This is a genomic window from Bradyrhizobium sp. SZCCHNR2028 (genome assembly GCF_032380995.1).
Taxonomy (GTDB): Bacteria; Pseudomonadota; Alphaproteobacteria; order Rhizobiales; family Xanthobacteraceae; genus Bradyrhizobium.
The window spans coordinates 29329-50639 of record NZ_JAUHJF010000022.1 but is presented as its reverse complement, the minus strand read 5'-3'; the positions used below and the strand labels follow the sequence as shown (position 1 = coordinate 50639).

19 protein-coding genes are annotated in these 21311 nt (G+C 64.5%); 8 read left to right on the top strand and 11 right to left on the bottom strand.

Features of this window, described 5'->3' with window-relative positions:
• Nucleotides 1–4 precede the first annotated feature (4 nt).
• Both QX121_RS26765 and QX121_RS26760 read right to left on the bottom strand, forming a co-directional pair.
• Nucleotides 5–448: a cyclic nucleotide-binding domain-containing protein gene (locus QX121_RS26765; RefSeq protein ID WP_315740402.1), complete on the bottom strand. Its 444-nt coding sequence runs from the start codon at nucleotides 446–448 to the stop codon at nucleotides 5–7.
• A 66-nt stretch (nucleotides 449–514) separates the two neighbouring features.
• On the bottom strand, nucleotides 515–1201 hold the full coding sequence (locus tag QX121_RS26760; protein ID WP_315716813.1) for a response regulator transcription factor: 687 nt from the start codon (nucleotides 1199–1201) through the stop codon (nucleotides 515–517).
• Nucleotides 1202–1475: 274 nt separating this feature from the next.
• Between QX121_RS26760 and QX121_RS26755 the strand changes: the two genes are divergently transcribed.
• Both QX121_RS26755 and QX121_RS26750 read left to right on the top strand, forming a co-directional pair.
• Complete coding sequence (locus QX121_RS26755; RefSeq protein WP_315813464.1) at nucleotides 1476–1997, top strand: L,D-transpeptidase; 522 nt, start codon at nucleotides 1476–1478, stop codon at nucleotides 1995–1997.
• A 20-nt stretch (nucleotides 1998–2017) separates the two neighbouring features.
• Complete coding sequence (locus QX121_RS26750) at nucleotides 2018–2803, top strand: fumarylacetoacetate hydrolase family protein (RefSeq protein ID WP_315813463.1); 786 nt, start codon at nucleotides 2018–2020, stop codon at nucleotides 2801–2803.
• Between the two features lie 25 nt (nucleotides 2804–2828).
• Here the strand turns inward: QX121_RS26750 and QX121_RS26745 are convergent, their stop codons facing one another.
• Nucleotides 2829–3512 (bottom strand): YggS family pyridoxal phosphate-dependent enzyme, encoded by a 684-nt coding sequence (locus tag QX121_RS26745; RefSeq protein WP_315813462.1) that lies wholly within the window; start codon nucleotides 3510–3512, stop codon nucleotides 2829–2831.
• A 112-nt stretch (nucleotides 3513–3624) separates the two neighbouring features.
• On the opposite strand from QX121_RS26745, the gene QX121_RS26740 reads away from it, so the two are divergent.
• Nucleotides 3625–5322 carry a diguanylate cyclase domain-containing protein gene (locus QX121_RS26740; protein WP_315740406.1) on the top strand — a complete coding sequence of 566 codons (1698 nt, stop codon included), beginning with the start codon at nucleotides 3625–3627 and terminating at the stop codon, nucleotides 5320–5322.
• Nucleotides 5323–5345: 23 nt separating this feature from the next.
• Here QX121_RS26740 and QX121_RS26735 read toward each other — a convergent pair whose 3' ends face one another.
• The gene (locus tag QX121_RS26735; protein WP_315740505.1) at nucleotides 5346–6332 is read right to left on the bottom strand and encodes a GGDEF domain-containing protein; all 987 of its coding nucleotides are present in this window, start codon (nucleotides 6330–6332) and stop codon (nucleotides 5346–5348) included.
• A 323-nt stretch (nucleotides 6333–6655) separates the two neighbouring features.
• On the opposite strand from QX121_RS26735, the gene leuS reads away from it, so the two are divergent.
• From leuS to holA, 3 genes are read left to right on the top strand one after another with little or no spacing between them, the layout of a single operon-like run.
• Nucleotides 6656–9280, top strand: coding sequence for a leucine--tRNA ligase (gene leuS / locus QX121_RS26730; protein WP_315813461.1), 2625 nt, complete (start codon nucleotides 6656–6658; stop codon nucleotides 9278–9280).
• Complete coding sequence (gene lptE / locus QX121_RS26725) at nucleotides 9267–9818, top strand: LPS assembly lipoprotein LptE (RefSeq protein WP_315813460.1); 552 nt, start codon at nucleotides 9267–9269, stop codon at nucleotides 9816–9818. The genes leuS and lptE overlap by 14 nt, the downstream gene beginning before the upstream one ends.
• An 18-nt stretch (nucleotides 9819–9836) precedes the next feature.
• Entirely contained in the window at nucleotides 9837–10865 is a 1029-nt protein-coding gene (holA, locus tag QX121_RS26720; protein WP_315813459.1) for a DNA polymerase III subunit delta, read from the top strand.
• Nucleotides 10866–11251: 386 nt separating this feature from the next.
• Here holA and QX121_RS26715 read toward each other — a convergent pair whose 3' ends face one another.
• From QX121_RS26715 to hemJ, 7 genes are all read right to left on the bottom strand, one after another.
• The gene (locus QX121_RS26715; RefSeq protein ID WP_315813482.1) at nucleotides 11252–12148 is read right to left on the bottom strand and encodes a ParB/RepB/Spo0J family partition protein; all 897 of its coding nucleotides are present in this window, start codon (nucleotides 12146–12148) and stop codon (nucleotides 11252–11254) included.
• A 153-nt stretch (nucleotides 12149–12301) separates the two neighbouring features.
• Nucleotides 12302–13153, bottom strand: a complete 852-nt coding sequence (locus QX121_RS26710) for a ParA family protein (RefSeq protein WP_315759087.1) — start codon at nucleotides 13151–13153, stop codon at nucleotides 12302–12304.
• A 34-nt stretch (nucleotides 13154–13187) separates the two neighbouring features.
• Nucleotides 13188–13856: a 16S rRNA (guanine(527)-N(7))-methyltransferase RsmG gene (gene rsmG / locus QX121_RS26705; RefSeq protein ID WP_409999376.1), complete on the bottom strand. Its 669-nt coding sequence runs from the start codon at nucleotides 13854–13856 to the stop codon at nucleotides 13188–13190.
• A gap of 10 nt (nucleotides 13857–13866) precedes the next feature.
• Complete coding sequence (gene mnmG, locus QX121_RS26700; protein WP_315813458.1) at nucleotides 13867–15744, bottom strand: tRNA uridine-5-carboxymethylaminomethyl(34) synthesis enzyme MnmG; 1878 nt, start codon at nucleotides 15742–15744, stop codon at nucleotides 13867–13869.
• Between the two features lie 236 nt (nucleotides 15745–15980).
• Complete coding sequence (gene mnmE, locus QX121_RS26695; RefSeq protein WP_315813457.1) at nucleotides 15981–17318, bottom strand: tRNA uridine-5-carboxymethylaminomethyl(34) synthesis GTPase MnmE; 1338 nt, start codon at nucleotides 17316–17318, stop codon at nucleotides 15981–15983.
• 179 nt (nucleotides 17319–17497) lie between these two features.
• Nucleotides 17498–18763, bottom strand: coding sequence for a transcription termination factor Rho (rho, locus tag QX121_RS26690; RefSeq protein WP_315740414.1), 1266 nt, complete (start codon nucleotides 18761–18763; stop codon nucleotides 17498–17500).
• Nucleotides 18764–19003: 240 nt separating this feature from the next.
• On the bottom strand, nucleotides 19004–19426 hold the full coding sequence (hemJ, locus tag QX121_RS26685; RefSeq protein ID WP_315740415.1) for a protoporphyrinogen oxidase HemJ: 423 nt from the start codon (nucleotides 19424–19426) through the stop codon (nucleotides 19004–19006).
• Nucleotides 19427–19840: 414 nt separating this feature from the next.
• On the opposite strand from hemJ, the gene QX121_RS26680 reads away from it, so the two are divergent.
• Together QX121_RS26680 and QX121_RS26675 are read left to right on the top strand one after the other, a co-directional pair.
• Entirely contained in the window at nucleotides 19841–20680 is an 840-nt protein-coding gene (locus QX121_RS26680; protein ID WP_315740416.1) for a pyruvate, water dikinase regulatory protein, read from the top strand.
• An 11-nt stretch (nucleotides 20681–20691) separates the two neighbouring features.
• A complete protein-coding gene (locus QX121_RS26675; protein ID WP_315740417.1) occupies nucleotides 20692–21300 on the top strand; it encodes a Maf family protein in 609 nt (202 codons plus the stop codon).
• Nucleotides 21301–21311 lie beyond the last annotated feature (11 nt).

Here is a 21311-nt window from a genome sequence, read left to right as displayed (position 1 = left end):
AAGATCACGACGTCAGCTTGGTCCCGGCCGCCATGATGTCATTGGCGATTCGGCTGGCGCGGTGGGCGAACTCGTCGCGCAGCCGGCGCGCAGCCATGGCGTCGCTCTCGAGCACACGCTGAAACAGGCTGCGCGAAATCCGCACCACGGTCGAATATTCCAGGGCCGTCGCGGTCGCCGGGCGCCGCATCTCGACCAGCAGCGCCAGCTCGCCGATCAGCATGGTCGGCGTGGCGACGATCTCGGCACCGACCTCGTCGCTGATGCGCAATGACCCACGCTGGACGACATAGCCGCAATCGGCGGTGTCACCTTCGCGGAACAGGGTCTCGCCGCTCTGGATGTTACGCTGCTCGGAGCCGATGGCGATCATGCGAAGCGAGTCGCTTCCCAGCAGGCGCAATGTTGGGACGCGCTCCAATAGCGCAATATCGTCTTCGATCGACATCAAGGGCCCGGGGAAGGCGGAATGGAACCAATATCATAAATGGCGAAACCGCCATCCCCGAACCTATCACGGTACCAACTTGTAGCCACCGGCCTCCGTCACCAGAATCTCTGGATTCGCGGCATCTTTCTCGATCTTCTGCCGCAGACGGTAAATGTGCGTTTCCAGCGTGTGGGTGGTGACGCCGGAATTGTAGCCCCAGACCTCCTGGAGCAGGGTCTCGCGTGACACCGGCTGCTGGCCGGCGCGGTACAGGAAGCGCAGGATCGCCGTTTCCTTCTCCGTCAGGCGGACCTTGCGGGCGTTGGCGCCCGTCAGCATCTTCGAGCCCGGCCGGAAGCTGTAGGGGCCGACCGAGAACACCGCGTCCTCGCTGGCCTCGTGCTGGCGAAGCTGGGCGCGGATGCGGGCCAGCAGCACGGCGAAGCGGAAGGGCTTGGCGACATAGTCGTTGGCGCCGGATTCGAGCCCGAGAATCGTATCGGAATCGGTATCGTGCCCGGTCAGCATGATGATCGGCGCCTTGAAGCCGCCCTTGCGCAGGGACCGCACCACTTCGCGGCCATCGGTGTCGGGCAGGCCAACGTCCATCAGAACCAGGTCGGGTGAATTGGCCTTTGCGGCGGTGGCGCCTTTGGCGCCGGTATCGACGGCCTGGGCTTCGAACTCGTCATGCAGCGAGAGCTGCTCCATCAGGGCATCGCGCAGATCGGTGTCGTCATCCACGATCAGGATCTTGCGGGCATTGGCCATTGTACAATCCTCTAGGTGGCGCCGGCGGGATCGGATGGGTGGCGCCGTCAAACGGTGGGCAAACAGGCTCATCAGCCCTGTTCCGTCTTGAAGTAGGGGGCTGTTACCGATTCACAAGCGCCCGGACTCTACTTCAGAATTGGGCAGGGATTGAGATGATTGTCCTGTTCGACCCTCGCGGCGGACCATTTGCCGACATTAAGGCAATTACCGGGCAATCCATGGCAATGAAAAGGCACGTTGTTTCATGTCGTTATCGAAGGTGAAGCTTGGCATGCCAGCATCGCGGATCTCGATTCGCACCAAAGCCGGGTTGCGGCAGCGCGGCTGGCTCCATGTCTGGGGCCAGGTCATCCCGGTGGCGCTCGGCCGCGGCGGCATCCTGGCCAACAAGCGCGAAGGCGATGGTGGTACGCCACGAGGCGTGTTCCGGCCGCGGCGGCTGTGGTGGCGGGCCGACCGTCACCCCCGCCCACACACGGTCCTGCCGGTTCGGCCGATCGGTCCGGAGGATGCCTGGTGCGAGGACCCGGCCGACCGGCATTACAACCAGGCGATCCGGCTGCGCGGCGACCGGCCCGGAGACCGGCTGGCGCGCCAGGACCATCTGTACGATTTCATCATCGAGATCGACCACAACACGCGGCCGCGGATCGCGGGCCGCGGCAGTGCCGTGTTCCTGCATCTGGCGCGGCCGAACTTCGGCCCGACCGCAGGCTGCGTGGCCATGACCCGCCCAGCGATGCTGCGTCTGTTGCAAAGGATCGGCCCGCGGACCAGGATCGTCATCCAATAACAAGAGAAGGGGAGGACGGCATGCGCGCACCGGATCAGCCAGCCAGCGCCGCGGGCCTTCTGCGTCAGCATTGGAACGAAGGCCGGAAGCTGGCGGCGCTGCCGCCGGAGTTGCGTCCAAGGGACCGCGCCGAGGGCTATGCCATCCAGGCCGAACTCGAGCGCCACTCGCCCAAGCCACTATTTGGCTGGAAAATTGCGGCGACCAGCGAGGCCGGCCAGCGCCATATCAATGTCGCCGGTCCGATGGCCGGGCGGATCCTGGCCGAGACGGTGTTGCCGGCGGGTGGCACCGCAGCGATGGCCGGTAACGCGATGCGGGTCGCGGAGCCGGAGTTCGCGTTCCGCCTGGGAGCGGACCTGCTGCCGCGGCCGACACCCTATGACGTCGCAGAGGTGCTGGCCGCGGTCGACACCCTGCATCCCGCGATCGAGATCCCGGATTCGCGGTTCGCCGACTTCGTCAGCGCCGGCGAGGCGCAACTGATCGCCGACAATGCCTGCGCGCATCTGTTCGTGCTGGGCGAGGCCACCACCGCCGACTGGCGCAGCCGCGACCTGATCGCGGAGCGGCCGCGCATCGCGCTGCGTGGCGAGACCTTCATCGGCCACGGCCGCAACGTGCTTGGTGATCCGCTGATAGCGCTGGCCTGGCTGGTCAACGAGCTCAGCGCGCTTGGCGTGCCCGCGCGGGCAGGGCAGGTGGTCACGACCGGCACCTGTCATGCGCCGCTGCCGATCGGCAGCGGGGACCACATGGAGGCCGATTTCGGCGATCTGGGGCAGGTATCGGTGCGGTTCGAGTAGGGGCCGACCGCGATTGCGCCCCCCTTCAGCGATGCCCGAAGATCGCCGAGCCAACACGGACATGCGTGGCGCCGAACTGGATGGCGGTGGCGAAATCGGCGCTCATGCCCATCGACAGATGCGCAAGGCCATTGCGGGCGGCGATCTTGGCGGTCAGCGCGAAATGCGGACCGGGCGCGTCCTCTACCGGCGGAATGCACATCAGCCCTGAAATCACGAGCCCGTAGTCCTTGCGGCAGGCGGCGATGAAGGCGTCGGCGTCGCCGGGCGCGATTCCCGCCTTCTGCGGTTCCTCGCCGGTATTGATCTGGACGAACAGCTGCGGATGACGGCCCTGGGCGGAAATCTCCTTGGCGAGCGCCGCGCACAGGCTTGGCCGGTCCACCGAATGGATGGCCTCGAACAGCGCCACCGCCTCCTTGGCCTTGTTGGATTGTAGCGGCCCGATCAGGTGCAGTGCGAGTCCCGGATGCGCGGCCATCAGTGGCGGCCACTTGGCTTTGGCTTCCTGAACGCGATTTTCACCGAACACGCGCTGTCCGGCCGCGATCACCGGCTCGATTGCCTCGGCATCGAAGGTCTTCGACACGGCGATCAGCGTGACCGAGGCGCGATCGCGCTCGGCATCGCGGCAGGCGCGCAGAATCTCCTGCTCGACGGCGGCGAGCGCAGACGGCGAGGACGGGGATGAGGCGTTCAATTCAGGCACGATGGCGTCCGTCGGTCGTTAGATTTGCGGGTTTGGCTGCAATTTTACAGAGTTCGAGAAAGGGTTCTTGAGCCCTTCTCCTTACCCTGCACGGCCGGGGTAGGGGAAAGAAATGCCAAGCATCCGCTTCAATCGCAATAGAGTGAAGCTGAACCGGCTGATGGGGATCCGCGCCCGGCTGGCGCTGCTCGCCCTGATCCTGGTGGCGCCGCTGATGCTGGAACGCGCGCGCTCCCTGGAAAGCGCCAGGACGAGGCAGATCGCGCTCGCATCGGAGGAATTCTTCGGCCTCGCCCGGCAAAGCGCCGACATGCAGCGCGAGGTCATCATGTCGGTGGAGACGGTGCTGAAGTCGACCGCCTATGTCCGGGCGTCGAGCACCGGCGTGAGCCGCAGTTGCGACATGATGCGCGCCAGCCTGCCGGCGACCCTGCCCTGGATCCGCACCCTGATGATCGCCGGCCGCGACGGCCGCATCCAGTGCTCGACCAACAACCAATATGTCGGGCTCGATTTCAGCGACCGGCCGTATTTCCGTGGCGCCCAGGAATCACGCGATTTCGTGTTCAGCGACTACCTGCTGTCGAAACCGTCGCACGTGCCGATCGTCATGGCCGCCTATCCGGTCGGCGCCATCACCGGCGAGCCGGACGCGGTGATGCTGGCGAGCGTGAACCTGGAATGGATGTCCAAGATCATGAACAATCTTGGCGGCCGCCCCGGCATCACGGCGGTGCTGGTCGACAGCGAAGGAACCGTGCTGGCAGCGCCCGTCGACCGCACCGAGCTGATCGGCCGGCCGCTCGACAGCGTGCCGTTGTTGTCGGCCGTTGCCGAGACCGCGCTGAGTTCGGGGAAGCCGACCGAGACGATGGGCTTCACGGCGGCGGATGGATCCAAGCGCGCGATCACCTTCACCCGGATCGCCGACACCGGATCGCGGCTGATCGTCAGCATCGATGAGACCCGCGTCACCGCCGCCATCGACCGCGAGATCCGCAACGCCTATCTGCAGGCCGGCCTCGTGTGCCTGATCGTGCTGCTCGGCGCGCTGATCGCCGCCGAGAAGCTGATCGTGAAGCCCGTCAGCATGCTCGCCGCGACCGCCAAGCGCTTCGGCCATGGCCACTGGTCGGCGCGCGTCACCACCAAGCATCTGCCGTCGGAGTTCGTGCCGCTGGCAAAGTCCTTCAATGCGATGGCCGCCAAGCTTGGCCAGCGCGAGCGCGAGCTGGTCGCCGCGAATGACCGGCTGACGGTGATGGCGTCGATCGACATGCTCTCAGGCCTCGCCAACCGCCGCGGCTTCCAGAACCGCATCGACGTCGAATGGAGCCGCGCGCAGCAGGCCGGCACCGAGCTGTCGCTGCTGATGATCGATGTCGACCACTTCAAGCTCTACAACGACACCTATGGTCACCCCGAGGGTGACGCCTGCCTGTCACGTCTCGGCGAGACGCTGTCGCAGATCGCCGGCGCGATGACGGCTTTCGCCGGCCGCTATGGCGGTGAGGAGTTCTGCCTGTTGTTGCCGGGCATGGGTGCCAGAGAGGCGCTCGCGATCGGCGAGCAGGTGCGCGCCGCGGTGCTGGAGCTCGAGCTGCCGCATGCGACCTCGGCGCATCAATGCGTCACCGTGAGCGTCGGCGTCGCCTCGACGCGGCCGAACGAATCGCTGATGCCCTCCGACCTGATCGAAGCCGCCGACGCCGCGCTCTATGCGGCCAAGCATCGCGGCCGCAACACGGTGGTTGCACATGGCTTCGCGGATTTCGCTGACGACAGGAGCGGCGTGGTGCGCGCCGGATAGGGCGCTGCGGCCGCGGCCCGCAATCAGCCGACCGCGAGCTTGCGGTCGAGCTCGAGCTCGGTGACGACGCGGTTGCGACCGAGCTTCTTGGCGAGATACAGCGCGCGGTCGCAACGGTCGATGAGATCAGCCATCGATTCGCCGAACTGGAACTGGCCGACGCCGATCGACACCGTGATCTGCGGCAACACCTCGCCGGTCGAGCGACGCGTGAACTGACAGTCGGCGATGGTGCGTCGGATCCGCTCCGCGATGACAGTGCAACCTTCGAGGTCGGTCTGCGGCAGCACCGCGATCAGTTCCTCGCCGCCATAGCGCGCCGGAAGATCGTTGTCGCGGACGCGCTCGCGCAAGGCTTTGGCGACAAGGCGAAGCACCTGATCGCCGACGCCATGGCCGTAATTGTCGTTGAACTTCTTGAAGTGGTCGACGTCGATCAGGAGAATGCTGAGCGGCTCGTCGCGCTCCATCGCCTCGATCTGCGCGTGGCGGAAGAACTCTTCGAGCGCGCGGCGGTTCGGCAATCCGGTCAGCGTGTCGGTGCGCGCGCGCTGCTCGGACTTGTTGAGCGAGTCCCTGATGGTGTCGAGCTCGCGTGACTTTTCGGCAAAGCTCACTTCGAGTTTCGCAGCACGCGCGGTCGCCTGGGCGAGCTCGCTGACCAGGTTCTCGATCAGGATCTTCGGATCGACGCCCTGCTCGCTGCGTTCGGCAACGCCATCGATCGCCGCCATGTGCGTGCGGTTGTCGGCGATCGCGGCGGTCAGATAACTTTTGGCGGAGTCCATCACGCCATGCAACTGCTGCGAGACTTTGTGGACGACGGCCGCTTCCGTACCCTGCTGGCCGATGTACGTGTCGAACAGCGCCTGGTTGGTGGTCTTGTCGAACTTGCGCTTGTTGCTGACCAGGATGTCGACGGCGCGCTTGAGGTCCGACGCCGAGCCCAGGGAGTACTTGAACCACAGATGGAAGTTGTTAGGCGTCGGTGGCACGCGCTGTTGAGCCATGGATTTCATGGCCTTTTCCGCGACCGTCGTCGCGTACTCGAAGTCAAGCTCGTCGAACGTAGCGCCGGACACGATGTGGAGTGACCCCAGATGCGGGCGGATGCCTGGATGTATGCACTCAGTCTCCCATTCAAGTCTTAACCGTGCCTCAATCGGACCTTCGACACTGCCGGCAGAGCCCGCAAAAAACTCACGATTACCGTCGCTTAGCAGATGCCCAAAATGGTATCATCATCTGTCGCCCCATTGACCGGGCTGCCGCTTTTGTGGCCTAGTCCGCCGTCTTCAAACGACGCGAATCCTCGAAAATTATAAGCGATTCCATGACATCCGAACGCTACAACGCCCGTGAAGCCGAGCCGCGCTGGCAGCGCCAGTGGGACGAGAAGGCGATCTTCGCCACGAAGAACGACGATCCGCGTCCGAAATACTACGTGCTCGAGATGTTTCCCTATCCGTCGGGACGCATCCATATCGGCCACGTCCGTAATTATACGCTCGGTGACGTGCTGGCCCGCTTTATGCGCGCCAAGGGTTTCAACGTCCTGCACCCGATGGGCTGGGATGCGTTCGGCCTGCCGGCGGAGAACGCCGCGATCGAGCGCAAGGTGGCGCCGAAGGCGTGGACCTACGACAACATCGCCGCGATGAAGAAGCAGCTGCGCTCGATCGGGCTGTCGCTCGACTGGGCGCGCGAGTTCGCCACCTGCGATCCGTCCTACTACAAGCACCAGCAGAAGATGTTCCTCGACTTCATGCAGGCGGGGCTGGTCGAGCGCGAGAAGCGCAAGGTGAACTGGGATCCGGTCGACATGACCGTGCTCGCCAACGAGCAGGTCATCGACGGTCGCGGCTGGCGCTCCGGTGCGGTGGTCGAACAGCGTGAGATGAACCAGTGGGTGTTCAAGATCACGAAGTACTCGCAGGAGCTGCTGGACGCGCTCGATGGTCTCGACCGCTGGCCCGACAAGGTACGGCTGATGCAGCGCAACTGGATCGGCCGCTCGGAAGGCCTGCTGATCCGTTTTGCGCTGGATCCGGCGACGACGCCGGCCGGCGAGACCGAATTGAAGATCTTCACGACCCGGCCGGACACGCTGTTCGGCGCCAAGTTCATGGCGATCTCGGCCGACCATCCGCTGACCCAGGCCGCGGCGGCGAAGAACCCGGAGCTCGCCGCGTTCATCGCCGAGATCAAGCGGATCGGCACCGCGCAGGAGGCGATCGACACCGCGGAGAAGCAGGGCTTCGACACCGGCATCCGCGCCGTGCACCCGTTCGATCCGAGCTGGACCTTGCCGGTCTATGTCGCCAATTTCGTGCTGATGGAGTACGGCACCGGCGCCATCTTCGGCTGCCCGGCGCATGACCAGCGCGACCTCGACTTCGTCAACAAATACGGCCTCGGCAATGTCCCGGTGGTCTGCCCCGAGGGCCAGGACCCAGCGAGCTTCGTCATCACCGATACCGCCTTCGACGGCGACGGCCGCCTGATCAATTCGCGTTTCCTCGACGGCATGACGATCGCGCAGGCCAAGGACGAGGTCGCCAGGCGGCTCGAGAGCGAGCCGCGCGGCGGCGCGCCGGTCGGCGAGCGCCAGGTCAATTTCCGCCTGCGCGACTGGGGCATCTCGCGCCAGCGCTATTGGGGCTGCCCGATCCCGGTGATCCACTGCCCCAAATGCGATGTCGTGCCGGTGCCGGCGCAGGACCTGCCGGTCGTGCTGCCTGATGACGTCACCTTCGACAAGCCCGGCAACGCACTCGACCACCATCCGAGCTGGAGGCACGTCACCTGCCCGACATGCGGGGCCAAGGCGACCCGCGAAACCGACACGATGGACACCTTCGTCGATTCGTCCTGGTACTTCGCGCGCTTCACCGATCCGTGGAACGAGACCTCGCCGACGACACCTGCGGTCGCCAACCGGATGATGCCGGTGGATCAGTATATCGGCGGCGTCGAGCACGCGATCCTGCATCTGCTCTACAGCCGATTCTTCACCCGCGCGATGAAGGCCACCGGCCACGTCGCCATGGACGAGCCGTTCGCCGGCATGTTCACGCAGGGCATGGTGGTCCACGAGACTTACCAGAAGGCCGATGGCACCTACGTCAATCCCGCCGAGGTCAAGATCGAGGTCGGCGGCAACGGCCGCCGCGCGGTGCTGGCCGCCACCGGCGAGGACATCACGATCGGCCCGATCGAGAAGATGTCGAAGTCGAAGAAGAACACCGTCGATCCCGACGACATCATCGAGAGCTACGGCGCCGACGTCGCGCGCTGGTTCATGCTGTCGGACTCACCGCCGGATCGCGACGTGATCTGGAGCGACGAACGGGTGCAGGGCGCGGCCCGCTTCGTCCAGCGGCTGTGGCGGCTGGTCAACGAATCGGTCGCAGCAAGCCAGGAGGCCCCCTCCTCCCGTCCCTCCGACTTCGGCGCAGACGCGCTGGCGCTGCGCAAGGCCGCGCATGGCGCTCTCGACAAGGTGACCGGCGGCATCGAGCGGCTGCATTTCAACGTCTGCCTGGCGCACATCCGCGAATTCGCCAACGCGCTGGCCGAGGTGCTGGGCCGGCCGGCGACTCCGGCGCCGGACCTGGCCTGGGCGATTCGCGAGGCCGCCGGCATCCTAGTGCAGCTGATCTCGCCGATGATGCCGCATCTGGCCGAGGAATGCTGGCAGGTGCTGGGCCAGACTGGCCTGATCTCGGAGGCCTCCTGGCCGCAAATCGAACGCGATTTGCTGGTTGAGGACAGCATGACCCTGGTCGTCCAGGTCAACGGCAAGAAGCGCGGAGAAGTCACAGTCGCCAGCAACGCGCAGAATCCGGAAATTGAGTCTGCCGTTTTGGCCCTCGATGCAGTAAAACTAGCACTGGACGGCAAGGCCGTTCGCAAGGTGATCATTGTTCCCAAGAGGATCGTGAATGTCGTCGGCTAGGTTTCGGATCGCTGCACGCCTCGTTGCCGTGGCCGCCTTGGCCGGGCTGACGGCCGGCTGCTTCCAGCCGATGTACGCGGAGCACGCTGACGGCACCCCTGCCCTGCGCGACAAGCTGATGGGCATCGAGCTGCCGCCGGTCGACAAGCCGAACGCCTCCCCCGAGGCGCGCATTGGCGTCGGTATCCGCAACGCGCTCGCATTCAAGCTCTACGGCACCGCGACCGGTGCGGCCCCGACCCACAAGCTGGTGCTGCGGTTGCAGACCAGCCGGTCCTCGCTGATCGTCTCGCAGACGACCGGCCTGCCGACCACCGAGAATGTCGGCGTCGACGTGCAGTACAATCTGGTCGAGCTGGCGACCAACAAATCGGTCATGACCGGTACGACCTTCGCGCGTACCTCCTACGACATCCCCGGCTCGTACCAGCGCTTCGCCCGCCAGCGCGCCTTCCGTGATGCCGAGGATCGCGCCTCCGAGGAAGTCGCCGAGAAGATCAAGACGCGGCTCGCGGCCTATTTCACCGCCGGCACCTGACGCACGGCTGACATCGCCGTGGTCGCGTTGCGCGGACGAGACATCGATGCCTTCCTGGCCAAACCGGACGCCGCCCGGCCGCTGATCCTGTTGTACGGCCCGGATACGGGCCTGGTCCGCGAGCGTGCCGAGGCCCTTATCGCGTCGGCCGTCGACAATCCCGATGATCCCTTCTCCGTGGTCAGGCTCGACGGTGACGAGCTCTCCGCGGAACCGTCGCGCCTCGTCGACGAAGCCATGACGGTGCCGCTGTTCGGCGGCCGGCGAGCCATCCGGGTGCGCGCCGGCTCGCGCAATTTCGCCAGCGGCGTCGAGACGCTCAGCGAGATGAATGTCCGGGACTGCCGCATCGTCATCGAGGCCGGCGACATCCGCCCCGATTCGCCACTGCGCAAGATTTGCGAGAAGGCCAAAACGGCCGTCGCGATCGGCTGCTACCCGGACACCGAGCGCGATCTCGCCAAGCTGATCGACGACGAACTGCGCATCGCGGCCCTGCGCATCGCGCCCGACGCTCGCGCCTCGCTGATGGCCCTGCTGGGCGGCGACCGCCAGGCCTCGCGCAACGAGCTGCGCAAGCTGACCTTGTTCGCTCATGGCGAGGGCGAGGTGACGCTCGACCATGTGATGGCGGTGGTCGCCGACGCCTCGGAGATGAAGCTCGACCCGATCGTCGACGGCGCCTTCGGCGGCAGGCCCGAAATGGTCGAGACCGAGTTCGGCAAGGCCATGATCGCCGGCACCTATCCCGGTGTCATCATCTCCGCTGCGCAGCGACATGCGGCATGGCTGCACAAGTCGGCCCTTGCCGTCGCATCCGGCACGCCCGTGTCGGCCATTCTCGAAGGCGGTTTTCCGCGGCTGCATTTCTCACGAAAGCCGAGCGCCGAGACGGCGCTGCGCAATTTCTCTCCGGCGCGGCTGCTGCCGATCATCGACCAGCTCGCCACCGCCGCCCTCGACATGCGCAAGCAGCCGGGCCTCGCCGCAGCCATCGCGCAGCGAACGCTGCTGTCGATCGCAGTGAACGCGCGGCGCAAGGGATGAGTGGGCCCGAGGCCTTGCTCCAATCTCCGACGTCATTCCGGGGCGACGCGCGCCGGCGCGGCGAGCCCGGAATCCATCGGGCCAAGCGATCTGCCGAGAGATGGATTCCGGGTTCGTGCCGCGCACTCCCCGGAATGACGGAGGAGAGTTTCGAGATCACCAGAGGCAACCGTGACCAGGAAGCACTGGTCGTACCCCTCGCCTAATGAGTAACTCGTCGTGCCCGGGCTTGACCCGGGCAGCCATCCTCTTGGAGCGAGTACCATCAAAAGATGGATGACCGGGTCAAGCCCGGCCATGACGATGTGGTGAGGACGTCACAACAAAGCTGACGGGAGTTCGTAGAAAGTATCTCGACAACGGGACAGCAATTACGACCTAACAGCCTAACCCTGCTCCAGCCGCCGCATCACCTCGTCGAGCTGCTCGAGGCTGCGGTAGGTGATCTGCACCGTGCCGCCGGGGTCGCGGTGGCTGATCGACACCGAAAGGCCGAGCGCATCGCCAACGCGCTTCTCCAGCGCGATGGTGTCGGCGTCCTTCTTCTCCGCCGGCGCAATGCCCCCAGAGCTGCGTGGCTTCTGCGGCTTGCGTTCCGGCACGCCCTCCTCGTGCGCGAGCGCCTCGGTCTGGCGGACGTTCAATCCTTCCGCGATGATCTTCTTCGCCGCCGACATCGGATCCGGCAGGTTGATCAGCGCACGCGCATGACCGGCCGAGATCTGTCCGGTCGCGATGAAGCCCTGCACCTCGGCCGGCAGCTTGGTCAGCCGCATCATGTTGGCGACGTGGCTGCGGCTCTTGCCGACGATCTTGGCGATGTCTTCCTGGTTGCGTTTGAACTCGTTGGCGAGCGCGTGATAGCCCTGCGCCTCCTCCATCGGATTGAGATCCTCGCGCTGCACGTTCTCGATGATCGCGAGCTCCAGGGCATCGCTGTCGCTGACATCGACCGGAACGATCGGCACCTCGTGCAGGCCGGCGGCCTGCGAGGCGCGCCAGCGCCGCTCGCCGGCGATGATCTCGTAGCGGTCGTGCTGGCCCTTCACCGGACGCACCACGATCGGCTGGATCACGCCGTGCTGCTTGATCGAGGCCGAGAGCTCGGCGAGCTCGCCGTCGGAAAACGTCTTGCGCGGATTGCGCGGATTCGGCTTGAGGAATTCGATCGGCACCTTGCGCTGATTGCGCGGCCGCTCCGGCGGCGCGCCGGCCTCGCGGCCGACGTCACCGATCAGACTTGCGAGACCCCGGCCCAATCGCGATCGCGACTCGTCGGCCATCGCCTTCTCCTTTGGATTCACGTCACGCTCCGCTTGCGTCTGCTGCCGATCGGTCCCGTCGGCACAATGAACGAGGGAACGGATTCATTTCGGAATCCGCTGCCGTCCTCGAATGAGATCCGGGCGACGAGGTCCCCCGGAGCAGAGGCAAAGTCAGTTCGTGCGCAGGTCACGCTCGCGCTGAATGACTTCGGTCGCAAGCTTGAGATAGGCCTCGCTGCCGACGCACTTCAAGTCGTAGACCAGCACCGGCTTGCCGTAGGACGGCGCTTCCGAGATGCGCACGTTGCGCGGGATCATCGTGTTGTAGACCTTCGATCCCATGAACTGGCGGACGTCGGCGACGACCTGGTTCGACAGGTTGTTGCGCGAGTCGAACATCGTCAGCACGATGCCGTGGATCGAGAGGTTCGGGTTCAGGGTCGAGCGCACCTGCTCCACGGTCTGCAGCAGCTGCGACAGACCTTCGAGCGCGAAGAACTCGCACTGCAGCGGCACCAGGATCGCGTCGGACGCGGCCATTGCATTGACCGTCAGCAGGTTCAGCGACGGCGGACAATCGACCAGCACGTAGGTGTAGTCGTTCTCCGGCGAGACGTTGTTGTTGAGGCCGGCGATCGCATCGCGCAGACGGAAGGCGCGGTTGGCGGTGGAACCGAGCTCGAGCTCGAGACCCGACAAGTCCATCGTCGAGGAGGCGATGTGCAGCCGCGGCACGGCCGTCGCAACGATGGCGTCGCGCAGCGAGGCCTCGCCGATCAGCACATCATAGGTCGAGCAGTTACGGCTGCCGCGGTCAATGCCGAGCCCGGTCGAGGCGTTGCCCTGCGGATCGAGGTCGACGATCAGCACCCGCTCGCCGATCGCTGCCAGCGCCGTGCCGAGGTTGATCGCGGTCGTGGTCTTGCCGACCCCGCCCTTCTGATTGGCGAGCGCCAGGATGCGCGGATGCCCCTCCGGGTGCGGGGCTCTATCTTCTTGATAAATCTGATCAATTACGGCCATGCGCGATCGCCATTGGTTGTCGTCTTGACGGAATTCAGCTCTGTCGCTCGATGCAATCGATTGCGACGATCCAGCCCTGCCCGCCCGTCCGGCTGGAGTGAAGTTTCGACTCAATTTTCCAATACTTAGTAGATTCGGTCAATTCCGCTTCTACATCTTGACCCTTGAGAAACAGCGCTTTCGCGCCTTTTTTCACCAAGGGCTCCGCAAAGCCGATGAGCTGATGTAGCGGAGCCAGCGCGCGTGCGGTCACGCAATCGACTCGCCCGCTCCACTTCTCCACGATATCCCCGATCTCTGACAAATGCACGATCCCCGGAGCGCCGGTGACGCGAATTGCTTCGCGCAGGAACGCTGCCTTCTTGGCGTTGCGCTCGACCAGGTGAATCTGTGCACCCGGCCGATCGGCCAAAGCGCAAGCAAGCACGACGCCGGGAAAGCCGCCGCCGCTGCCCAGATCAATCCAGATCCTGGCGTCGGGCGCGAGATCGAGAAGCTGCAACGAGTCGGCGATGTGGCGCGTCCAGAGATTGGGCAAGGTCGACGGCGCGACCAGATTGGTCTTCGCCTGCCATTCCAGCAGCAATGCGACATAGCGATCGAGGCGTTGCTCCGTTTCACGTGAAACGGGAGTCAGCGCGAGCGCTGCCGCCTTGTCCGATTCGATCATCTTGGATGCCACCGCTGGCGATGCCTGTTTCACGTGAAACGCCTCAGCCGGTGGCCTTGCTGCGACGCGCTTCCCGACGGAGATAGGCCGCAAGGATCCCGAGCGCCGCCGGCGTCATGCCATCGATCCGGCCCGCCTGTCCGATCGTCCACGGCTTGGCTGCCGTCAGCTTCGCCCGCGCCTCATTCGAAAGACCCGGGACGAGCGCATAATCGACCCCACCGAGCACCAGGCCCTCATCGCGCCGGAAGGCATCCACGTCCTCGCTCTGGCGGCGGACATAGACATCATATTTGGCGTCGATCTCCAGATGGACGGCGATGGCCGGATCGATCGAGCCAAGCTCGGGCCAGATCGCTCTGATGTCGGAGAAGCTGATCTCCGGATAGGCCATCAGCTCGAAGGCCGAGCGGCGCTGGCCATCCTTGTTGAGCGTGAGGCCATGCTTCGCCGCCTCGTTGGGCGTGATCGTCAGCGACCTCGCCATCGAACGGGCAGCCTCCAACCCATCCATCTTGGTTCGATGGAAACGCGCGCGATCGCCACCGACGCAGCCGAGCGCAATGCCCTTGTCGGTGAGACGCTGATCGGCGTTGTCCGCCCGCAGCGTGAGACGATACTCGGCGCGCGAGGTGAACATGCGGTAGGGCTCGGTGATCCCGCGCGTGACGAGGTCATCAATCATCACGCCGAGATAGCCGTCGGCACGATCGAACACGATCGACTCGCCGCCGCCCGCCGCGAGCGCCGCATTGAGCCCGGCTACCAGACCCTGGGCGGCAGCCTCTTCGTAGCCGGTCGTGCCGTTGATCTGACCCGCCAGGAACAGGCCCCTCATCCGCTTGGTCTGGAGCGTTGGCTCCAGCTCGCGTGGATCGACGTGGTCGTACTCGATCGCATAGCCCGGTCGGATCATCCGGACGCGCTCGAGGCCCGGGATGGTCGGCAGCAGCGCGAGCTGGACCTCCTCGGGCAACGAGGTCGAGATACCGTTCGGGTAGACGGTGGTGTCGTCGAGCCCTTCCGGCTCCAGGAAAATCTGGTGACCGTCGCGATCACCGAAGCGTACGATCTTGTCCTCAACCGACGGACAGTAGCGCGGCCCGGTCGACTTGATCTGGCCGGAGTACATCGGCGAGCGATGGACGTTGGCGCGGATCACCTCATGGGTCGCGGTCGTCGTTCGGGTAATCCCGCACTGGATCTGCGGGGTGGTGATCCTGTCGGTCAGGACGGAGAACGGCTCCGGCGGATCGTCGCCGGGCTGCATCTCGACCGCTGTCCAGTCGATCGTCGATCCATCCAGGCGCGGCGGCGTGCCGGTCTTGAGCCGGCCGAGCCGAAATCCGATGGCTTCGAGAGACCGGGACAGCCCCAGCGCCGGCGCTTCGCCGACCCGGCCGGCTGGCCAGGTCCTCTCACCCAGGTGGATCAGACCACGCAGGAACGTACCGGTCGTGATGACGACAGCGCCAGAGATGAAGGTCCGGCCGTCAGCCAGCCGCAACCCCGCCACCCGCCCGCCGGCAACGATCAGTTCGTCCGCCTCGCCTTCAATGACGGCGAGGTTCGCGGTCTCCCGGATCGCCGACTGCATCGCGGCAGCGTAGAGCTTGCGGTCGGCCTGGGCGCGTGGACCTCGAACGGCCGGCCCCTTCCGGCGATTCAGAACCCGAAACTGGATACCGCCGGCATCGGCGACGCGACCCATCAGCCCATCGAGAGCATCAACCTCGCGAACCAGATGTCCCTTCCCCAGCCCACCTATGGCCGGATTGCAGGACATGGCGCCGATGGTCGTGAACTGATGCGTGATCAGGGCGGCTCGGGCACCCATGCGCGCCGCGCCCGCCGCAGCTTCACAGCCAGCGTGGCCGCCACCGATGACGATGACGTCGTAGGATGTCAGATGCTCGCTCATGAGGCTTATCTAGCGTGTGCGGACAACGCTCGGAAGACGTTTCACGTGAAACATTCGCCACCGTCGGGCAGGCAGGGAGATGTTTCACGTGAAACAGCATCGGTGCCATCTGGGACTTGTTTCACGTGAAACGTCCAACGAGGGCTCTACCCTGTTTCACGTGAAACGATTGACGATCAGTTAACCAAGCAACATTTCATTAAGCATATCTGCGTCCGCCGAGGTTCTTGACGCTGCTACTTTCCGATACAGAACTCGCGGAAGATCACGTCCAGCACATCCTCGACATCGACCCGCCCCAACAGACGCCCAAGCGCCAGTGCGGCGATCCGCAGCTCCTCCGCGGCGAGCTCCTCACCGAGATCAACAGCCGTAACGCTCCGACGAAGCGCCGCCACGGTCTCATTGAGCAGGGCTCGTTGCCGCTCCCGGGTGATCAGGCCATTCTCGGTCGATCCGAAGAAATCACGGGCGAAGCCTATCAGAGCCTCCAGCAGGCCGGCCACCCCTGCTCCGGTTCTGGCCGAGATCGCAAAGACGGGAGCATCACCCTGCACCGTCGCCGTGGCTGTCTCCTGCGGTCTCGGCAGATCGATCTTGTTCCGGACCAGCCAGACAGGCACCTCGCTTCGACGCTCTGCCTCCGGCTGATTATCCTCGGACAGCCACAGCACGAGATCGGCCTGCGCAGCCCGATCCCGGGCCCGGCGCACACCCTCCTGCTCCACGGGGTCGTCCGTCTCCCGGATCCCCGCGGTATCGATCACCGTGACGGGATAACCTTGGAGATCGAGCTGGATCTCGATGACGTCGCGCGTGGTGCCGGCATGAGGCGAGACGATCGCCACCTCACGTCGGGCCAGCTGGTTCATCAAGGTCGACTTGCCGGCGTTTGGAGGTCCGGCGATGACGACCGTCAGGCCATCGCGCAGCCGCTCGGCCCGGCCCTGCGCCGACAACACGGCCTCGATCTGCGCCAGGAGCTGTTCAATCCGCGATAGCGCCGGCGCCATCAGCTCGGTTGGCACGTCGCCTTCATCGGCAAAATCGATCCCGGCTTCGATCAGCGCCGTAGCTTCGATGATCTGCTCACGCCAGCCCCGCGCCTTGTCACCAAGCAGGCCCTTGAGCTGGCGCAACGCCTGGCGCCGCTGCCGATCCGTGTCGGCATGAATGAGATCGTCGAGCCCCTCGGCTTCGGTCAGATCGATCTTGCCATTCTCGAACGCGCGCCGCGTGAACTCGCCCGGCTCGGCAGGGCGCATCTGCGGCATCGCCGACAGGACCGAGAACACCGCCGCGATGACGGCGCGGCTGCCATGGACATGCAGCTCGGCAACATCTTCGCCGGTGGCACTGGCCGGGCCGGGAAACCACAGCACGACGGCATCGTCGATTGGTTCGCCATTGCCATCCCGCAGCAAGGCGCGCGTCGCCATCCTCGGCAGCGGCAGTTTCCCCGCAAGCATCTGAAGGGCGATACCGGCGTGAGACCCGGAGAGTCTGACGATCGCAATCGCACTCGGCAGGCGTCCGGAGGACAGCGCGAAGATGGTCTGGTCGTGAGGATGCATGATCCTCAGTTGGGCTCACCGGCAGCGAAAGACAATCGGTTTGCAGCGGCATGCTTTACGCCGACGAACCATGGCGGGCGGATAAGCATCGAGGACTTCTCGCCGGGCGCAGCGACAAACAAGTCAAACAAAAAGGGCGCTCCAAAGAGCGCCCTTTCCAAATCGAGACCGTGGCGCGATCAGGTGTTCATGGATTCGAAGAACTCGGCATTGCTCTTGGTGCTGCGGAGCTTGTCGAGCAGGAAGTCGATCGCGTCCATCGTGCCCATCGGATTGAGGATGCGGCGGAGCACGTACATCTTCTTGAGGTTCTGCGGCTCGGTGATGAGCTCTTCCTTGCGGGTGCCGGAGCGGGCGATGTCGATCGCCGGGAAGGTCCGCTTGTCCGCGACCTTGCGGTCAAGGATGAGCTCGGAGTTGCCGGTGCCCTTGAACTCTTCGAAGATGACCTCGTCCATGCGGCTGCCGGTATCGACCAGAGCGGTCGCGATGATCGTCAGCGAGCCGCCTTCCTCGATGTTGCGGGCGGCGCCGAAGAAGCGCTTCGGCCGCTGCAACGCGTTGGCGTCCACACCGCCGGTCAGCACTTTACCGGATGACGGCACGACGGTGTTGTAGGCGCGGCCGAGACGGGTGATCGAGTCCAGCAGAATGACGACGTCGCGGCCGTGCTCGACCAGGCGCTTGGCCTTCTCGATCACCATCTCCGCGACCTGGACGTGACGCGCCGCCGGCTCGTCGAAGGTCGAGGACACCACCTCGCCCTTCACCGAGCGCTGCATGTCCGTGACTTCTTCCGGACGCTCGTCGATCAGCAGCACGATCAGATAGCACTCGGGATGATTGGCCGTGATCGAGTGCGCGATGTTCTGCATCAGCACCGTCTTGCCGGTGCGCGGCGGCGCGACGATCAGCGCACGCTGGCCCTTGCCGATTGGCGCGACGATGTCGATCACGCGTGGCGACAGATCCTTGCGGGTCGGATCCTCGAGCTCGAGCCGGAAGCGCTCGTCCGGAAACAGCGGCGTGAGGTTGTCGAAATTGACCTTGTGCTTGGACTTCTCGGGATCCTCGAAGTTCAGCGTGTTGACCTTGAGCAGCGCGAAATAGCGCTCGCCCTCTTTCGGGCTGCGGATGTGTCCCTCGATGGTGTCACCGGTGCGCAGCCCGAAGCGGCGGATCTGCGAGGGCGAGACGTAGATGTCATCGGGACCCGGCAGGTAGTTGGCATCGGGCGAGCGGAGGAAGCCGAAGCCATCGGAGAGCACCTCGACGACGCCCTCGCCGATGATGTCGATTTCCTGGATCGCGAGCTGTTTGAGGATGGCGAACATCAGCTCCTGCTTGCGCATCGTGCTGGCGTTCTCGACCCCGTTTTCCTCCGCGAAGGAGACGAGCTCGGCCGGCGTCTTTGACTTGAGGTCCTGTAGTTTGATTTCCCGCATTGGGGTGGTCCTGTGGAAGCGACTTGGGAGGGATGCGAGGTGGCTGTGGGAAGGCGGACGAAAATGAGGTCCGCAGGTCTGAGCAAGGTTGGCGCCGATGAGGCACCAGACCTGATGCGGCGGCCGGTCAAGCCGGAACGCAACCACATCCGCCTGCGTGGGGTGGGATATCTACAATATAGAAAATCGCGCCGGCGTCTGCAAGGCGTCTGCAGCGCAGCGGTATTCCGAGGGAAACGGTCAGAACGGCTTGACGATCACGAGAATCACGATGCCTATCATCAGTACCGTTGGTACCTCATTGATATAGCGGTAGAATTTCTGGCTGCGGGTGTTCTTGTCGGCGCCGAATTCCCTGACCCAGCGGGTAAACAGTCCGTGGACTCCGGACATGATCAGCACCAGCAGAAATTTGGCATGAAACCAACCGCTGGTATACCAGTGGCCGGCCCAGACCAGATAGAGCCCGGCAAGCCACGTCACGGTCATCGCCGGATTGATGATCGCCTTGAGCAGGCGCCGCTCCATGACCTTGAACGTCTCGGACTGCTTCGAGCCGATCTCGGCGTCGCAATGATAGACGAACAGCCGCGGCAGATACAGCATGCCGGCCATCCACGCGATGACGGCGATGACGTGCAGGGCCTTGATCCACTCATACATCGGAGACGCGTGATCCTCTCGGCTGGTGATCAGCTTGCGTGCCGAGACATATCCGCTCGCTCAGTCCCCTCCAAACCAAATAATTTTAGAATCTTAAGGTTTGAGTCTAGGTAGCGGTGGATTGGACTCATGCAATGTCATCCGCAGTGTGCCCGCAGCTTGTTCACATCCCTCAACATGTGAGCTGCACGCGCCGGATCGCCGCAGAGTTCAATGTGATTCAAACGCTTGCCGAAATCCTTCGACAGCTTATCCAGAGACAAACCGACCTCGTCCCGATATCATCGCGCTGCTGCCTGGCGCCGTCCCGGACGGCGACCATGTGCAGAACTATCGGGGTTATACAAAGGGAGCGGTCCGAGGCCGCTTTTTGGTCCCATCCTTCACAGGGATTCACAGATCGTTAAGGATTTGATGCCCACCACCGGCAATTACTTTCACCTGCATCTGGTTTCCGATTCGACGGGCGAAACCTTGATCACGGTCGCGCGAGCGGTCGCCGCGCAGTACACCAACGTGACCCCCGTCGAGCACGTGTACCCGCTGGTTCGCAGCCAGAAGCAGCTCGACCGTGTGCTCGACGAGATCGAGGAAGCCCCCGGCATCGTGCTGTTCACCCTGCTCGAGAAGGACCTGGTCAGCCGGCTCGAAGGCAAGTGCCAGCAGATCAACATCCCGAGCCTGTCGATCATCGGTCCGGTGATGCAGCTGTTTGAGGCCTATCTCGGCGCATCGACCGCCGGCCGCGTCGGTGCGCAGCATGTGCTCAATGCCGAATATTTCGCCCGCATCGATGCGCTGAACTACACGATGCTCCACGATGACGGGCAGATGGTCGACGGCCTCGAAGACGCCGAAGTGGTGCTGGTGGGCGTCAGCCGGACGTCGAAGACTCCGACCTCGATCTATCTCGCCAACCGCGGCGTGCGCACCGCCAACGTGCCGCTGGTCCCGGGCATTCCGATCCCGCATCAGCTCGAGACATTGAAGAAGCCGCTGGTCGTCAGCCTGCATGCGACCCCGGAGCGGCTGATCCAGGTACGGCAGAATCGCCTGCTCAGCATGGGTGCGGAATCCGGCAATGAGAATTATGTCGACAAGCAGTCGGTGACGGACGAGGTCGCCTATGCACGCAAGCTGAGTGCGAAGTTCAACTGGGTCATGCTCGACGTGACGCGGCGCTCGATCGAGGAGACGGCCGCCGCGATCCTGAAACTCTATACCGACCGGCAGCGGCAGCGGCTTCCGGACTAGTGAGTGGATCAATGTCCATCTGGTGCAGTGACGAGCCTCTCATTCTGGCATCGCAAAGCCGCGCGCGGCGGATGCTGCTCGCGAACGCAGGCCTCGCGTGCGAGGCCCTTCCGGCCGATATCGACGAACGCGCGGTGCAGGCCGAAGCCGGCCTGGTGGCGCCCTACGAGATCGCGTTACACCTTGCCAACGCAAAGGCCGCTGCGGTCTCGGCAAGCAGGCCCAATTCATATGTGGTGGGCGCGGATCAGACGCTCGCATTGGGTGAGCGCATGTTCAACAAGCCAGCCGGCCGCCAGCATGCCATGCAGCAACTGTTGGCGCTGGGCGGGCGCACCCATGCGCTGCACTCGGCCATTGCCGTGGTCCGCAACGGTGAGGTGCTGTTCTCGCACGTCGCAATTGCCTGGATGACGATGCGCGCCCTCACCGAAACCGAGATCGCAGCCTATCTCGATGTCGCCGGCGAAGCCGTCACATCCAGCGTCGGCGCCTATCAGCTGGAAGGGCTCGGTGTGCACCTGTTCGACCGGATCGACGGCGATCACTTCACCATACTCGGCCTGCCGCTGTTGCCGCTGCTCGCCTATTTTCGCGAAGCGAAGCTGCTCAGGATCTGATGCCGACCGCA

Excerpts from the sequence above, each read along its gene's own strand:
- QX121_RS26765 (WP_315740402.1), bottom strand. The coding sequence starts at position 448 with ATGTCGATCGAAGACGATATTGCGCTATTGGAGCGCGTCCCAACATTG.
- QX121_RS26755 (WP_315813464.1), top strand. The coding sequence starts at position 1,476 with ATGCCAGCATCGCGGATCTCGATTCGCACCAAAGCCGGGTTGCGGCAG.
- QX121_RS26735 (WP_315740505.1), bottom strand. The coding sequence starts at position 6,332 with ATGGCTCAACAGCGCGTGCCACCGACGCCTAACAACTTCCATCTGTGG.
- QX121_RS26675 (WP_315740417.1), top strand. The coding sequence starts at position 20,692 with ATGTCCATCTGGTGCAGTGACGAGCCTCTCATTCTGGCATCGCAAAGC.
- QX121_RS26750 (WP_315813463.1), top strand. The coding sequence starts at position 2,018 with ATGCGCGCACCGGATCAGCCAGCCAGCGCCGCGGGCCTTCTGCGTCAG.
- QX121_RS26680 (WP_315740416.1), top strand. The coding sequence starts at position 19,841 with ATGCCCACCACCGGCAATTACTTTCACCTGCATCTGGTTTCCGATTCG.
- QX121_RS26740 (WP_315740406.1), top strand. The coding sequence starts at position 3,625 with ATGCCAAGCATCCGCTTCAATCGCAATAGAGTGAAGCTGAACCGGCTG.
- mnmG (WP_315813458.1), bottom strand. The coding sequence starts at position 15,744 with ATGAGCGAGCATCTGACATCCTACGACGTCATCGTCATCGGTGGCGGC.
- lptE (WP_315813460.1), top strand. The coding sequence starts at position 9,267 with ATGTCGTCGGCTAGGTTTCGGATCGCTGCACGCCTCGTTGCCGTGGCC.
- rho (WP_315740414.1), bottom strand. The coding sequence starts at position 18,763 with ATGCGGGAAATCAAACTACAGGACCTCAAGTCAAAGACGCCGGCCGAG.
- QX121_RS26760 (WP_315716813.1), bottom strand. The coding sequence starts at position 1,201 with ATGGCCAATGCCCGCAAGATCCTGATCGTGGATGACGACACCGATCTG.
- QX121_RS26715 (WP_315813482.1), bottom strand. The coding sequence starts at position 12,148 with ATGGCCGACGAGTCGCGATCGCGATTGGGCCGGGGTCTCGCAAGTCTG.
- hemJ (WP_315740415.1), bottom strand. The coding sequence starts at position 19,426 with ATGTATGAGTGGATCAAGGCCCTGCACGTCATCGCCGTCATCGCGTGG.
- QX121_RS26710 (WP_315759087.1), bottom strand. The coding sequence starts at position 13,153 with ATGGCCGTAATTGATCAGATTTATCAAGAAGATAGAGCCCCGCACCCG.
- leuS (WP_315813461.1), top strand. The coding sequence starts at position 6,656 with ATGACATCCGAACGCTACAACGCCCGTGAAGCCGAGCCGCGCTGGCAG.
- mnmE (WP_315813457.1), bottom strand. The coding sequence starts at position 17,318 with ATGCATCCTCACGACCAGACCATCTTCGCGCTGTCCTCCGGACGCCTG.